11 protein-coding genes and 1 pseudogene are annotated in these 16,190 nt (G+C 38.1%); 6 read left to right on the forward strand and 6 right to left on the reverse strand.

All coding sequences use genetic code 11. From position 1 onward, the window contains the following. Positions 1-47: 47 nt before the first annotated feature. Positions 48-1,192, reverse strand: a protein-coding gene (locus F955_RS16435) for an IS3-like element ISAba14 family transposase (protein ID WP_100222409.1) whose coding sequence is annotated in 2 segments (ribosomal slippage) — positions 48-928 and positions 928-1,192 — 1,146 coding nt in all. Because the reading frame shifts where the segments join, the coding sequence is not laid out codon by codon here. A 421-nt stretch (positions 1,193-1,613) separates the two neighbouring features. On the opposite strand from F955_RS16435, the gene F955_RS13385 reads away from it, so the two are divergent. From F955_RS13385 to F955_RS16440, 4 genes and pseudogenes are all read left to right on the forward strand, one after another. Then, on the forward strand, positions 1,614-2,195 hold the full coding sequence (locus tag F955_RS13385) for a hypothetical protein (protein WP_004895799.1): 582 nt from the start codon (positions 1,614-1,616) through the stop codon (positions 2,193-2,195). A 2-nt stretch (positions 2,196-2,197) separates the two neighbouring features. Next, the gene (locus tag F955_RS13390; protein ID WP_004895800.1) at positions 2,198-4,417 is read left to right on the forward strand and encodes a hypothetical protein; all 2,220 of its coding nucleotides are present in this window, start codon (positions 2,198-2,200) and stop codon (positions 4,415-4,417) included. Beyond that, positions 4,414-7,383: a tyrosine-type recombinase/integrase gene (locus F955_RS13395; protein WP_004895802.1), complete on the forward strand. Its 2,970-nt coding sequence runs from the start codon at positions 4,414-4,416 to the stop codon at positions 7,381-7,383. The genes F955_RS13390 and F955_RS13395 overlap by 4 nt, the downstream gene beginning before the upstream one ends. A 2-nt stretch (positions 7,384-7,385) precedes the next feature. Continuing rightward, positions 7,386-7,652 (forward strand): annotated as a pseudogene (locus tag F955_RS16440) (IS5/IS1182 family transposase); the annotation flags it as partial. 786 nt (positions 7,653-8,438) lie between these two features. Here the strand turns inward: F955_RS16440 and F955_RS13400 are convergent. From F955_RS13400 to F955_RS13420, 5 genes are all read right to left on the reverse strand, one after another. Beyond that, positions 8,439-9,797 (reverse strand): MFS transporter, encoded by a 1,359-nt coding sequence (locus tag F955_RS13400; protein ID WP_004895803.1) that lies wholly within the window; start codon positions 9,795-9,797, stop codon positions 8,439-8,441. 102 nt (positions 9,798-9,899) lie between these two features. Continuing rightward, entirely contained in the window at positions 9,900-10,604 is a 705-nt protein-coding gene (locus tag F955_RS13405; protein ID WP_004895807.1) for a fumarylacetoacetate hydrolase family protein, read from the reverse strand. A gap of 36 nt (positions 10,605-10,640) precedes the next feature. After that, positions 10,641-11,279: a maleylacetoacetate isomerase gene (maiA, locus tag F955_RS13410; RefSeq protein WP_004895809.1), complete on the reverse strand. Its 639-nt coding sequence runs from the start codon at positions 11,277-11,279 to the stop codon at positions 10,641-10,643. Beyond that, positions 11,276-12,496, reverse strand: coding sequence for a 3-hydroxybenzoate 6-monooxygenase (locus F955_RS13415; protein WP_004895811.1), 1,221 nt, complete (start codon positions 12,494-12,496; stop codon positions 11,276-11,278). The genes maiA and F955_RS13415 overlap by 4 nt, the downstream gene beginning before the upstream one ends. Before the next feature lie 21 nt (positions 12,497-12,517). Next, positions 12,518-13,555: a cupin domain-containing protein gene (locus F955_RS13420; RefSeq protein WP_004895813.1), complete on the reverse strand. Its 1,038-nt coding sequence runs from the start codon at positions 13,553-13,555 to the stop codon at positions 12,518-12,520. Between the two features lie 150 nt (positions 13,556-13,705). On the opposite strand from F955_RS13420, the gene F955_RS13425 reads away from it, so the two are divergent. After that, on the forward strand, positions 13,706-14,605 hold the full coding sequence (locus F955_RS13425; RefSeq protein ID WP_004895815.1) for a LysR family transcriptional regulator: 900 nt from the start codon (positions 13,706-13,708) through the stop codon (positions 14,603-14,605). Between the two features lie 399 nt (positions 14,606-15,004). Next, positions 15,005-15,970, forward strand: a complete 966-nt coding sequence (locus tag F955_RS13430; RefSeq protein WP_004895817.1) for an alpha/beta hydrolase — start codon at positions 15,005-15,007, stop codon at positions 15,968-15,970. The last annotated feature ends 220 nt before the right edge of the window (positions 15,971-16,190 follow it).

A 16,190-nucleotide genomic window follows, 5' to 3' on the forward strand; every position in this document is an offset into this window, starting at 1 on the left:
TTGTTTGAACAACTAAAAGCGTATTTATAAGTGATATTCCGCTCTAGTTAAGCCACCTTGTTTTGTTGGGGTAGCTGATCATAGTAAAACTTATTTGGTGTCATTTTGTCTAGACTCGAATGAGGTCGTTTCAAATTATAAAACTCAAAATATGCACTTAATTGCTTTTTCGCATCTGTGACACTGCTATAAGCTTTGAGATACACCTCTTCATATTTAACGCTCCGCCATAATCGTTCAACCATCACATTATCTACCCATCGACCTTTACCATCCATACTGATTTGAATGCCATTTGATTTCAATACATCAATAAATGCATCACTGGTGAACTGACTGCCTTGGTCTGTATTAAATATTTCAGGTGATCCATATTTTTCAATCGCTTCATTTAAAACCGAAATACAAAAATCCACCTCCATACTAATCGATACCCTATGCGCAAGTACCTTGCGGCTATGCCAATCAATCACAGCACATAAATAAACAAAGCCTTTTGCCATAGGAATATACGTTATATCCGTAGACCACACTTGATTACTGCGCTGAATAGCCAACCCTTTGAGCAGATATGGATATTTACGGTGAGCTTGATTAGCCTGGCTTAAATTTGGTTTGCAATATAACGCCTGAATACCCATTTTCTTCATTAAAGTACGTGTATGACGTCGTCCTATATGATGCCCTTGACGATTCAACAAATCACGCATCATACGACTGCCTGCAAAAGGATATTGCATATGTAATTCATCAATACATCGCATCAGCTTCAGATCTGATGAGCTAACAGGTTTTGGGCGATAATAATAACAACCACGGGAGACTTTCAGCAGCTTAGCTTGCTTAGATACTGAAATCTGAAGTGAGTCGTCGATTAACTTTTGTGGTTGAAGCGGCCCAGTTTCTTCAATACACCTTCTAAAAAATCAATTTCTAATGCCTGCTCACCGATTTTTGCATGTAACTTTTTAAGATCAATGGGGGGTTCTGATGGAGCTTTTGATTGATCGAAAGCTTGCGAGGAAGCTGAGATCAATTGATTTTTCCAGTCAATAATTTGGTTTTGATGAACATCAAATTCAGCACTCAATTCAGCAAGTGTTTTTTCTGCTTTAATCGCAGCAAGTGCTACCTTAGCTTTAAAATCATTTGAATGATTTCTTCTTGGTCTACGTGCCATAAAATACTCCATATATTGATGTTTGTAACATCATTTGAGGAGCAGAATATCACTTATAGGAGTTGTTCAAATTTACGGATCCATCTCTGACTCATATAATCAATCACGTGCATATTTTTTAATTCTCACAACAATTCAAATAAAGCAATAAATTGATTTATTTATATAAAAAAATACTACACACAATAAAAAGTTATGGGCAGTAAAAATATTTAAATCCATGAGTATTATAATACCAATGAGGCATGAGTATTCTTTTACCAAAGAATCTCAATAAACGTATTTTTCAAAAAATAAATGCAATAAAAATTAAATAAAACCATCAAAATATTTACATTATAAAAATTCCTGCATATATTAAGAATACACAAACAAAATACGATCAACCAAAGAAGAAAGTCATCTAAAGCAGTCTTAAAATTGGGTTTTACTCATGACAAATTCAACGAATAAAGTACTAAAAACATTTCGGGTGTCATCCAAAAACCTGAATTTATATTGCTACCCACAAAGCATCCATGCTTTTGTGTGTTGGCATGCACTTTTTTCTCAGCTTGAGATTCAACAACGTGAGTTCACTTTTAAACTTCTGTCAGATGCAAAATGTGAAATCCCTATCATCATTACAGATAAGGAAGATACATATTTATTTACAAGCCATTTCGCAGGAATACATGGATATTTCTATGACCCATCGCTGAAATTTAAATTCAAGGGATATCAGAATCTTGATCATCATGAGAATATTCTTTCAGCTCTACGGGATGTTTTAAATTTACTAGAATCAAAGCAGTTTAAAGTCATCTCTAAGCTTGATGTTCTCGCAAATTGTTTGAATCAAAATTATACCTCTACTCAATTACATCAAGTGTTTGGCTACAATCAACTGTCCTTAGACACCCTTAGAGAAATCACAAAACTTTCAATTAGACAAAGTCCAGCAAGCTTTCCAAAAAACCAATCAAGTGCTCAATTTTCATTAAACAACATACTCAATGCGTTAAAGGATCAATAAGTATGAACATGATTGGACATGCCTATCTAAATTACGAGAAAGTTGATTTAGCACCTTTCAAGGCTTTTTATACAGGCTTAGCTAAAATAAATAAACAAAGAATAGAAGAAAATATTCGCTTAGAAGATTTTACAAAATCTAGTGAAAGAAACGTTCTCATAGATTTAATGCAGAAAAATGAACTTAAGAGAACAAAAACCGAGTTACCCCTAGTTCATTATTTGTTTTCGCTATTTAATGTGTCCACAGAGAATAAATTGATTGCCTTGAAATGGGCAGTTTTCAACATTCAATCTTTTGAATCTATTGCTCAGACAGAGAATATAACTGAAAACAATTTTAATGAGATTACTTCAAAATATAAAACTACTATCTGCGATATATGTAGATGTTTTAGATTAGCGAATCACGATAAAAACAAAATATATAAGACCTTAACTTCGATACCTTCAGATCTACAAGAGCTCATCAATCAGCTAGATTCTATTATTGGTAAAAATAAAGAGCGACTAAAACGCTCATTACCAAGTCTGTCTGAAGAAGATATCAATCGTTTAAGTGTTATTAAGAATGCTTATAACTTCATCGTTACACAGCAAAAAAGACAACGTACGCATTCTAGTCAAACCAGAAAGTCTTCTAAGCCAATTGATCAACCAACATATAGACATAAAAAAGTTTCACTTGATGATGAAGTTTTACTGTTCACAACTTTTCGCAGTAATGAGGATACTTATGATATTGAGGATCAGGAACAGTCCACGCTTCAAGATCACGGTTTTAATTTTGATGAAAAGGAAAAATATTCTTTAGCTTTCCAAAAAATTAAATTAATGGCACAAGCACAACATCATCAAAAAAACAATTTGATGAGTAAATCAAATCCGCGTGTTTATGATCTATTGACAGCTCAGCTCATTATGCAACGCATACTTGAAAAAGCCACAGACTCACCTATTCATAGTTTATTGTTATTTTCAGTACTAAGCCTCACGCACTATAAGGACATAGTAAGTTTTAGCAACAAACCATGTGAATCCAATCGCACAAAAAAATTGTATTTGAATAAATTTGAATGTTACTTTAAGCAATCATTTGACGTTTCTACTTTTAAAAGTAATCACATCAAACTCAAAGAGCATAAGCTGAACACCACAAACAGCTATGCTATTCCCTTGCCTCAATCATATTTTTCGACCCTAATTCAACTTAAAAAATGGGATATGGGCGATATTGAATCCGAGGTGAATGAATACTTAAGAACTATTGGTCAAGATTTGACATTTAACCTTACAGTAGAAAATCTGCCTCGTTTGATCAGTGATATTACTTTAAATGAACTCGGTTACGAACTGGAAAGCAAATTGCTGGCTGGGATGAGTATTAAACACTATGTGTCCTGCAATTATTTTTCTTCGACAGTGGTTGATTTATTAGATAGCTATGAACAAACTTTAAAATTAGTTACCTCTACGTTTGATACTCAGTACATTCATAACTTGAGTAGTTCAATATCGTTCGGAAGTCAGCAATCTCCAGATGTAGCATTGGCCCAAGCCTTCTTTAATGAACTCGACCGCTGTGTTCGACAAGCTGCCGACCCATTTTCTTGCCTGAATCATTATTCTATTTGGTTATGGCACATCTGCATGATCATTACTTCAGCTCGACCAAGTCACTCCTTTCCACCTAATTTAGACTATATTGATTTTGAAATGCAGATAATGGGTGTTGCAGATAAAGAGCAGCGTTACGCGAGCACGATTGGACGATGTATTCCTTTTAATGATTTTCTTAAAGCAGAGATACAGCATTATTTGGCATTCTTAAATAAATTTAAGACCTTAATGCAAATACTCTATCCTTCTGAATATATCCAACCCATTCAAGATGTTCTCAATGGGCAAGCTCCTATTCTCCTTTTCCAAGATAAACATAAATTAAGACCGTTTGGCCTGTCTGATCTGCAGCATATTTATGAAAACTTAGATCTGCAAAAAAATTGGACCAGACATTTTTGTCGTTATTTCTTTGCACAGTTTTGTGATGAAGACATTATCAAATCCATTTTTGGACATGATGAAAATATGCAGGGTCTTTTTGATAAATATTCTAGCTTTAAGCCAACTAACTTGAGTCAAATTAGAAATGCTCAGGATAAATTAGTCGCAATATTAAACTTAAAGGGTATGTCCAATTTGAATGAGGTTACTTTCATATGAGTAATCATCCACATAGCCTCCGTCGCAAGCAAAAAAATAATGCGAAAATTAAATCACTGATTACATTATTCTCGGAAAAATTTGAATGCTCAACAGATGAAAATTTTCAAAGCATATGCAACGAAATCGACAAAAAACTCTTAGAAAAAGCGGGTTCCAATTTACAATCATATCGTTTTGGACGTTTACAATTAGCAAAATATATCAAACGTCTTAATCTTGCCAAAGGTACTGATTATCCGGTTCCGAGTAGCCCTGTAATCTATGAATCTGTTATGCCACTGCAAAGCATTGAAACCATCAAGCACGGCAAAAATATCGTCCTATTTGTACAAAGGTTAACTCATCTTTGGCACACAACATCCATTGATCATCCCGTACATTGCCATGGATTTGCATTAATAAGCGCTATTCTCTTTAATGGTGTTTGGAATGAGGCAGAGTTAAAAGCATTTTCACACATCATTGAAACAAAAAAAAGTTTTGACTCTTTCTTAGATACTAAAGATCATTTCATAAGTCTTGAAATACCCAATTCACAGTATGGCAATAAAAAAATTGATCATCCTCATCACAGTACAACTTACACAAAAACCATCGTCATACACGATATCGTTAAATGTTGGTTATTCAGACTTAACCAATATGAAAAAGATTTGTTTACACAAGCATTAGACCCTGAACACGTCATTAATGACTGTATTCGTATATATTTGCCTGATGTAAAAATTCGATATAAAGAACTGATTCAATACGCTTTCTATTTCACGCAATTTTTGAAAAATGCTCAGCTTGATCAAATGTCTATAGGATTATTAAAACATGAAATTCCAAGTTCGAGCCCCCTCAAAAAACAATTAGCCGTCTACTTTCATCAATTTGATACATCTGCCACAAGATCTCGATATAAAATCCTCGAACAAAATGAACGGAGTATTAAAGGCAATATTGAAAGTGGGCTAACCAACTTTTTGAAAGACATTCGCGTGATTCTTCGTGCTGATGGTTATGTCGAAAAACTCATTGAACTGTATGCACGTGAACTTTCACCTTCAATAGAACGTATTGTCTTTTGGGCAATCATTCGTTCAAGACTTAACAGCAATCAACTAGCTAAACTGAATGAAATTATTTGCAGTAAAAAGAGACTTTCAAGGACACTAATTCATGCAGACTTTCAGCCTCTTAAACGAAGCTCGCTGAATACCTTTTTCTCGCAATTTGTCTTCCACTGGCTTTATTTAACCCAAGGTAAAAACATTCATGCATTCACAGCGATAGATTATGAAGAACTTTATGCTGAAATTTTAGCGTTAAAAGCAGAACAAACTCGCTCAAACACGCAGAAACGCTTAAGTGAGTTTCATCACAAACAAGTGTCATTTTTTAACGCACCTAACGTGAACTTAGAAAATTTGCTGACGATTAAAATTTGTAAAACTGATCTCGTTTCACCCCATCTTTTTCACAAAGCCCTTCAAGCGCTCGAGTCTATGTCTGAAATCCATCGTCTGGATAGGTCGATGTTTAAGCATATCTTTACCCTTGGGTTTAAAGTTGGATTGCGGATCAATGAGACCTTAAATATTTTCGTTAATGATTTTCAAATAAATGCGGATCAATTGACTCTATGTATCCGAAATCATCGAAATAAAAATCAAAAAAGCTATTCCGCATACCGAAAAATTGCCTTACACCATCTTCTCAAACACGATGAACTACAATCATTAATGACTTACATCAATAATCGTAAGCGTGAGCTTTTAGAAAAGAGATATTCCCTGAAACAACCGTTATTTATTAAACAAAATTTCAAAGAAACCCATAAAAATGAAGTCAATGAACTCTTAAAAACAATATTAGATTCTGTTTACCCTGAGCATCGTTGCACTTATCACAGCCTTAGACATTCAGCAATTAACCATCTCTATCTCGTACTAGCCGAATCCCCTCTTGCAAATCACTTTACTGATTATTCCGCTAATGAACAAATGAGAATCCGTTATGCTTTATTAAGGCATGGCAATACACAACAAACTTGGTACGCATTAGCACATTTAGCTGGGCACTTAACCCCATCGACAACCTGTTCTAGTTATCTGCATCTTGCACATTTAGCCATTACATACCAACTCAATCAAATGCATACGCCACTCACAAAAGAAGCTTATTTCAACATACTCCACTGTAAAGATAATACTTCATTCCCCGTACAGCAAAGAGCGATTCACACTTTTCTCTATAAGCAGTTAACGCTTCATCCATATAAGGAATATGATCATAATTATAAGGAGCTACACGTAGCTGCACCCAATACACTTGTGCTTGGAGCCCATGATTCGGATCTTACATTCAAGTTATTACATCATATACTTTCAACTCCCCATGAAGATCATCTATTACTCCCAGAAAGCATTCCACTGCAAGTTGCAATAAAAATTCGTGATACGGCTTCTCAACTTAAAACGACGTGTATCAATCAAAAAAAATCATCTAAGTTATTTACCACTGACTTCTTGCGAAAGCACCCTAATGCACTAATTACCAGCTTGCCCACTAATGAGATTGAGCAACAGCTCATTGGTTATGCAGAAAATAACTATGTAATTGCATATAAAAATCATAAAAAAGAGTTAATGCAGATTATCGAAATTTATCTTGAAAAGGTGCAATCCAACTCCTCAGAGTTTAAATTCGCAGTGAATGAAAAGCGTCAATTGAAAAAATTTCTCTCATTCATTAATGACTTATTTCCCAAAAAATACATTCACTTGGAACTTTCTTCGAAAGTAAAACAAGAGCTTGGACATGTCTTATCAGACTTAAATTTAACCTCGAAAAACTTCACGATGTCAGAGGATAGTAAAAATATTAGCTTTTCATTCAAAATATCAGAGGGTAAGGCTTTAGGCGTATTTAAACTTGTGATGTTGTTAATCATTGTTTTTATCAAATCGGATATGTGATTCAACCATGGAAAGATACAAAGAGCAGCTCGCTAGAGCGAAATGAATTACTTCGAACAGTTAAACGTTTAGGCAGGGCACTATGGAAAAAATGGTCAGGCTATCATCGGCGAAGTTTGGTTGAAACTAAGATGCACTGCATTAAATTATTAGGAGATAAACTCAGTGCAAGGCGTTTTGATAGCCAAGTCAATGAGATTCATGCACGTGTAGCAGTCCTCAACAGATTTACGGAATTCGGTCTACCACTTACCCAAGTTATGCCTTAAATTTGGCTCAATTAGGGGTGCTTTGCATTTCAAATCTTTGTGCAACATAGCCAGAATATTACCAAAAATTGAAATATCAATATAAATTCTTTCTATATTTCCATAGAAAGATCTTTGATTATAAAATCCATGTCCACTGTATTTATATTTTAGCTAGACATTTTAAGATATTTTTACCAATCGGTAAATTTTTATTTTAAATTCAATACTTCTATAATCAAATATATGTGACTTTTGATACAGTTTTTTTCCAAAATTTGTGACCAAAATGATCTCATATCACCAAAATCCATATCGAATTTCACCTCATATTTATCCTTTAAAATATATTAATATCAAATAGATAGATTGAATATAAATTAATGTAAAAAATCTCGTTAACCTTGCCAAGGTTGGGGTCGCGAGTTCGAGTCTCGTTTCCCGCTCCAAATTCTAAAAGCCCTGATCGAAAGATTGGGGCTTTTTTATATCCAAAATATTTGGCTAACTAGAAATTAGATACTGAGTTGAATGTACTTCTCTCTGACTATCTCCCCATCTCTCACTTAAATTAAGTCATTCATCTAAAAGATAAAAATTATCACCTTCGGCCTACTATCCACGATTCTGGCTTAATCTTACGTAAAATCAAATGGGTATAGGATAATGCCAGTCTGTATCAAGACCATACTAATAAATCGATTCCGAAACTGCTGTTTAGTATCGAGAAGAGATTTCATTTCTTGAGTATTAAAAATAAAAAAGTTGGGCAGATGCCCAACTTTTTTTTGCGTTGAAACTTAATTTTTAGCTTTGAGCAACTGCTGTATATTCTGCTTTTACTGCTTTTTTCTTCATCTGTTTCAACATAAACAGTGCAAAGGCAGCAAACAGTGCAGGAACAGCTAGAAGGGAAAGAATTTCAAATGTGGTGAGGTTTAATGACATCAACCAGCCACCAATCACCGAACCGGCAACCGAACCTGAACGACCTACTGCATTCGCCCAGCTCACCCCTGTTGCGCGACAATGGGTTGGGTAGAAGCTTGATGAAAAGGCATTTACACCCACTTGTGAACCACTGATCCCGATCCCCACACCAAACATACCTAAAAGTAACAGTGGCATCATGGCATTTTCAATGCCAAACCCTAAGCACACCAAAAATACTGCACCCAAGATATATGCCATGCTCAGCACTTTAGTCGAGTCAGTTTTATCCATCATGTAACCAATCACAATCGCACCAATCGTACCGCCAATCTGGAAGACTGAAGTTACCCAAGATGCATTTTCAAGATTGAAACCATGATTGGTCAGCATGGTTGGCATCCAGCTTGAAATCAAGTAGATGATGAGCAAACTCATAAAGAATGTACACCAGATCAGGAAAGTACCTAATGCATATTGGCGGCTAAATAAGTCACGAATACCTGTTTGATTGATTTCATTTGGTATTGGTACCAGATGTGGAATATCTGCTACATGAGGTGCAATTTTACGGACAATTTTGTCAATTTTTTCTTGGGCTTTATTTTTCAACACCAAGAATTTCAGTGACTCAGGAAGGAATACAAGCAAGAAAGGAATGGTTGCCAGTGGCGCAATCCCACCAATCATCAGAATCCCGTGCCAGCCGATACTTGGAAGCAGTTGTGCAGATAAAATACCACCCAATGCTGAACCAATCGTGAAGCCACAGAACATTAAGGTCACAAGATTAGAACGACGGCGTGTTGGACTATATTCAGAGGTCAAGGTAATGGCATTTGGCATTGCTCCACCTAAACCAAGTCCGGTCACAAAGCGCCAAAAAATCAATGATTCTAAATCCGTAGCAAATGCAGAGATGAGACTGGCCAGACCAAATACAAAAATTGAACCAATCAAAATCGTTTTACGGCCCAATTTGTCGGAAAGCGGTCCAAAAACCAATGCACCGGCCATCAAACCAAACAAACCTGCCCCAAATAATGGCGCCAGACTAGTCGCTTCTAATGCCCATTCAGCTTTTAACGCTGGAGCGATAAAGCCGACAGCAGCTGTATCAAAACCATCGATCGCCACGATGATAAAGCAGAGCCATATAATGAGTTTTTGTGAACGGGAAAGTGGATTGCGATCAATGAAGCTTTGTACATCAATCGATTGCTGATTCTGAGACATAGGAAACCCTCTTTCAAAAACGTATCCCTACGCTTTTGCATTCCTGAGCAAATAAAAGATGGCCCATGCTGTTATTGTTGTGAGCCATCTTTAAGGCAAATGTTAGATTACATTTACAGTGATACCAGTTAAGCCTGCTACTTCAGCACGCATGACATCACCTTTCACAACTGCACCAACGCCTTCTGGTGTACCTGTGAAAATCAAGTCGCCTGCTTTCAATTCAAATAAAGTTGAAAGGTTGGCAATGGTTTCTGATACATCCCAAATCAGGTGGCTCACATCGCTGCGCTGTTCCGTCTTACCATTCACTGTTAAGTGAATGTCTGCTTGATTGATTTCGCCTGTTGCAGAAATTGGGTGAATTGGACCAATTGGTGCAGAGAAGTCGAATGCTTTACCGATTTCCCATGGACGGCCTTTTTCACGCATACCCATTTGCAAGTCACGGCGAGTCATATCCAGACCTACCGCATAACCAAAAATGTAGTCTTTGGCATCTTCAACAGAGATGTCTTTACCGTCTTTACCAATGGCAACGACCAACTCGATTTCATAGTGGTAGTTTGAAGTTTGTGTTGGGTATGGAAGATCAACGGCTTGACCTGCAGGTACTGGCACAATTGATTCTTTATCATTTGGCTTGCAAAAGAAGAATGGTGGTTCACGATCTGGATCAAAACCCATTTCACGTGCATGTGCTGCATAGTTACGCCCCACACAGTACACACGACGGACTGGATATTGCTGTTCAGAATCTACAATTGGCAGTGCAGCAGTTTCGATCGGTTCAAATACAAATGACATATAAAATTTCCTAATTTAAATCTTCAATAACTGTGTTTAGATCGTGTCTGGTTGCTGTGCAGGGTCAGCTTTTTGGAAAGCGTCTAACTGCATACAATGCTCATAAATCGAAACAATTGTTGGGTAAGGCGTTAAATCTACCTTGAAGCGTTTTGCTGAATAGACTTGTGGAATTAAATACACATCTGCCAACGTTGCAGTATTGCCATAACAGAAGTTTTCACGTGTCGTATCTTGCTGTAACAGTTTTTCCAAAGCATCAAAGCCTTTAGAAATCCATTCACCACACCATGCCAATACTTGGGTTTCATCTTGCTCAAGATTGTTGCGCAGATACTCAAGCACACGCTTGTTATTGATTGGGTGAATATCACAACCTACGATCGCTGCCAGAGCACGAACCTTGGCTTTTTCAAATGGACTTTTCGGAAGTAAAGCTACGTCTGGATATACTTCTTCTAACCATTCAATAATCGCTGGGCTTTGTGTCAGTAAACCTTGTTCAGTTTCCAGTACTGGCACCAAACCCTGAGGGTTCAGTGCTTTAAAATCTGCCTGATGATGCTGGTTTTTAGCCAGTGATACAGAAACCTGTTCGTAGCTTAAGCCTTTCAGGTTTAATGCAATTCTTAAACGGTGTGAGGTACCGCTGCGGAAGAAGCCATACAGTTTCATGCTACTTTTCCTTGAAAGTGTTGTGCTGCAACCAGACAGTTTTCAACTTTCCAGCCATATAACCATTCCATCGCGTCATAGAAGCGTTCTGCTGAACGACCACGCCATAAGTCATTACGAATCAAACGCTGTACACCATGCGCATGGTAAAGCTTGCCCATCTCACGTGAAGACAACACAATACGCGCCGTACGTGAAATACGTGATTTTTGATACAAATCAAATGCCTGATGAATATCGTTATTGCATACACGCAGTGCTTCACCCAAAGTCACCGCATCTTCAAGCGCCATACATGCACCTTGTGCCATATATTGGGTAGTAGGATGCGCAGCATCACCCAATAATGTAATTCGACCAAAGGTCCATTGTGAAATTGGTTCGCGGTCTGCTGTTGCCCAACGTTTCCAGCATTTTGGTAGTTCAATGAGTTGGCGTGCTTTCGGACAGATGCCTTCGAAGTAAGACAACACTTCCTCTTTGGAACCATCAGTTACGCCCCACTCTTCCTGCTGACGACTATGGAAGGTTACAACCACGTTGTACTCTTCACCGCCACGTAATGGGTAGTGCACAAGATGGCAGTTTGGACCAACCCAGATACTTGCCGCATTCCATTTCAGGTTGTCTGGGAACTCATTTTTAGGCACAACTGCACGATAAACCACATGACCTGTGACTAATGCTGGATCGCCAACCAAAGTTTCACGTACCACAGATTTCACACCATCTGCACCAATGAGTGCTTGACCAACATAGGTATTGCCGTGTTGATCAGTAATCGATACTTCATCTTCAGTTTGTGATACAGACTGGATACGGCAATCGGTAATCACTTCCAGATCACCGACTTTCGCTGCACCTTCTACCAAAGAACCATGGATATCGGCACGGTGAATCACGGCATATGGATTTCCAAAGCGCTCACGGAAGTGTTCATCTGTTGGAATTTTACCAACCTGATACTCATCTAATGCATCGTGCATGACCATGTAATCGGTATATACAGCTTTACCACGTGCAATTTCACCAATGCCGAGTGCATCAAAAGCATGGAATGCATTTGGACCTAACTGAATGCCTGCACCAATCTCACCAATCTCAGGCGCTTGTTCAAATACTTTGACTTTGATGCCTTGTTTCGTCAGTGCCAATGCTGCTGCGAAACCACCGATACCGCCACCTGCGATTAAAATAGGACGTTGATCAATACTCATGTCGATTCCTTCCAAATACGTTTAGATGCGTGCGCGTGTCGAATAAAGACCTAACTTTTTCTGTAAAGGTGCTTCATCGGCAACAAAGATGTAACAAGGCTCATCACCGTTATTGATTAAATCAATTTGTGCAAAACAAGGTGCACATGCGGTATCTGAACGGGACAGTTCGTGGCTATATTCATTGATATCGATCTGCATTTGACCTTCAATCACATGGAATACTTGAGCTGCTGAACGGCGTTCCAGCTGTACCACTTCATTCGGTGCTAAACGGATTGCCGAGTAGCCAATAATTTTTTGACAGTCTTCCCCAGTTTCCGGGTTTACATAACTGATTTGCGCTGGTCCTTGATGGCTTGAGTCATTAGCAAGATCATCAAGTACCTGTTTGACGTCTTTCCATGAATAACGCAGCAATGGATAGCCAGAGTTTTCACGAACAAAATGCACGCTTGGCACAATGCCTTTACCATAGTGATGGCTACGGTCGGTACCTTTGACCTCCTGAACATCACCGCCTTCTACAAAAGAGGCTTCCATGTAATACACCAGTGGAAGATCAAGCACATCTAGCCAGATCACTGGTTCGTCACCGTCATGACCATGCTCATGCCATAAACCTGATGGAGTTAGGATCAGGTCACCATGCTCCATCATGCATTTTTGACCTTCGACTGTCGTATAGGCACCCGTACCTTCCACAATCAGGCGGACTGCATTTGGTGTATGACGATGTGACGGCGCCCATTCATTTGGTAAGAGCAATTGCATGCCCAGATAAATAGAAGAGGTCGCTTTCATGTTTTCCAGGCCATGACCTGGATTTGCCAAAACCAGTACACGACGCTCAGCTTTTTCAATCGGGGTTAACTCACCCGCTTGTAGCAATAAAGGCTTAATGTCCTTAAAGTGCCAAGCGGTGACTTGAGTCTGAGGAATCGGTTGAAGCGGTGGTAATACATTACGGAGACTTGGCCAAAGTGGGACAAGATTCGAGTCAGTCAAATTTGAGACATACTCTTTCGGTAAATCTTCTAATGTTGCGAGTTGTTCCATCAGCGAGCCTCTTTATATTCAAAAGCAATTTCGATGCAAAATTGCTTAACCACCCTATGTTTTCGGCCAATTTATCAACCAAAAAAACTTGTATACATATGCAGAAATGAATAGGCTGTATTGATAAAATCAATACAGCTGATTAAAACGATGGATATTGATTCGCGACTTATACAAATTTTTTATGAGATTTATCGCCATAAAAGTGTGTCGAAGGCAGCTGCTGCTTTAGGTACGGGACAGTCGACTTTAAGTATCGGTTTAAATAAATTGCGCGAGCATTTTAATAATCCATTATTCGTCCGTGTGGGCAATAGCATGGAGCCTACTGATCTCGCCAAGGATATTTTTCCGATTACGGTAGAATTTCTTGAAAAGCTGAAGTCAATCAATCAGTACAATATTGATTTTGATCCTAAAAAATCGAATTATGAGTTTAAAATCAGCATGACCGATATCAGTCATCTGGTATTACTCCCAACCTTGATCAATTACTTGAGAGAACATGCACCTAATATCTCTCTGAGTATTGTCCCCATTGATAAAGATACTCCGGCAAAAATGGCAAACGGCCAAATCGATCTGGCGATTGGATTTTTGCCCCATCTAGAAGCAGGCTTCTATCAACAAACGCTCTTTAAACAAGAATATACCGTGATCTGTAGCCCCTACCATCCACGCCTGATTAAGGATAGCTTGACCGCTGAAGAATATAGCCAGGAACTGCATATCGTGATTCGAGCCACGGGTGGACATTACATTATTGAAAATGAACTACGTAAACGCGGGGTAAATCGTAATATTCTGATGCGCTTACCGGGTTATTTGGGTGTTGGTCCAATTATTAAAAATACAGATGCCATTGCGACAGTCCCTCATTATTTAAGCCGTTTTTTACAATCCCGTGGTGATATTAAAATCTTAAGACCGCCTTATTCTTTCCCTCAATACAATGTCAAACAGCATTGGCATGAACGTTCACACAGCAACCCGAACGTAGAATGGTTACGTAAGGTCTGTTTTGAGCTGTTTTCTGAATATGGTCAGTAAACGCTTGAGTCAAATAGAGGGTTTAAACTAAAACTTATATAAAGGAAACTTGATTATATAGACGAGAAAAAACCTTCTCTATTTATACATTTTTTCGATAAGTGATAAAGTAATTTTAGATCAATAGAAATCTTTATTAAAAATTAACAATAGACTAAAGTTTAAAAGTTTTAGGCCTATTTTTGCATCCATTTCAGCCTGTTTTGCTTAAAAGCAAATCGGGATCTCAGTATCTACTTGTAGAAAATTACAAGTTTTACTCCCATTCATTCAATTTTGCTGAGCACTTTATCTGTTAAATTTAGGTGATCAGTTCTTCGATCAAAAGTGTTGTTTTTATTTGACGCTAGTGTAGAAATATCTAAATATAAAATCCGAACAAGAAGTTAAGAGAAAATAATGACAACAAAGATAGAGGTAAATTATCAACCCGATATTTTAGGGGCTGGCTATGAACAGGTCACCTTAGATCTTCCGAATGATTATGAAGGTCAGGTGGTGGCGACCCTCGTTCGCAAGAAAGCCGCTAAACCGACTAAAAAGGCGGTGCTATATATCCACGGTTTTATCGACTATTTTTTCCAGACTGAAATGGCAGAGCGTTTCAATGAGCAGGGTTTTGACTTTTATGCGCTGGACCTACGTAAATATGGCCGCTCCTATTTGCCGCATCAGAAGTACTATAACGTTCATAGCCTGTCAGAATATGATGCAGAAATTACTCAGGCACTGGATATTATCGGTCAGGAAAGTCATGACGCCGTGCTGCTTTGCGGACATTCAACGGGGGGCTTAACCACAACCTTGTATGCAGCACATCATCCTGATCATCCCCTGATTAAAGCGCTCTGGGCAAACAGTCCCTTTTATGATTTCAATATGAGCCGTCTGGAAAAGAAATTTGCCATTCCTCGAATGGCAGCAATGGGCAAACGTTTTCCAAACTTGCTGTTCCCAAGTCGTCTTAATAAGTGGTATGTCCCGAGTTTGCACGCCAGCCATCATGGTGAATGGAACTTTAACCTCGAATGGAAAAAAGTCCGTTATCCCATGGTGCGTTTGAGCTTTGTACATGCCATTCATGAGGCGCAAAAAGAACTGCATCAAGGTCTTCAGTTAAGCATTCCTGTCCTGATCATGCATTCGCATCAGACGACTTATCCACGAAAATTTAATCGTCATGCACAAAGCAGCGATGTGATTCTGGAAGTGCAGGATATGATTCAGCATGCCAGCAAAATATCGGGCGATGTCACCTTGTGCGAAATTCATAATGGCTTGCATGACCTGGTCCTGTCAGAAAAAGCGGTACGGGAACAGGTCTATCAACAGCTGTTTGAATGGTTACAGACCAAAGGACTTTGACCAGGTCATAACCCTCATTATTGGCAAGATAGCGGGAAGGAAAATGATAAATCACCTTCCCCAAAATTTGCTCAAAGATTTTTCATCAAGCAGGTATTAATTGTTATTTTTTAGCAAGCCTATATGTGCGAAATATCATGTTTTAACGCCTTAAAAATTTAATCTTTATAGGCTAATAATTTGATTTTTATTAAAAATAAGGAAATCTTCTTATCCCCGC

Source organism: Acinetobacter schindleri CIP 107287 (genome assembly GCF_000368625.1).
GTDB classification, from domain to species: domain Bacteria; phylum Pseudomonadota; class Gammaproteobacteria; order Pseudomonadales; family Moraxellaceae; genus Acinetobacter; species Acinetobacter schindleri.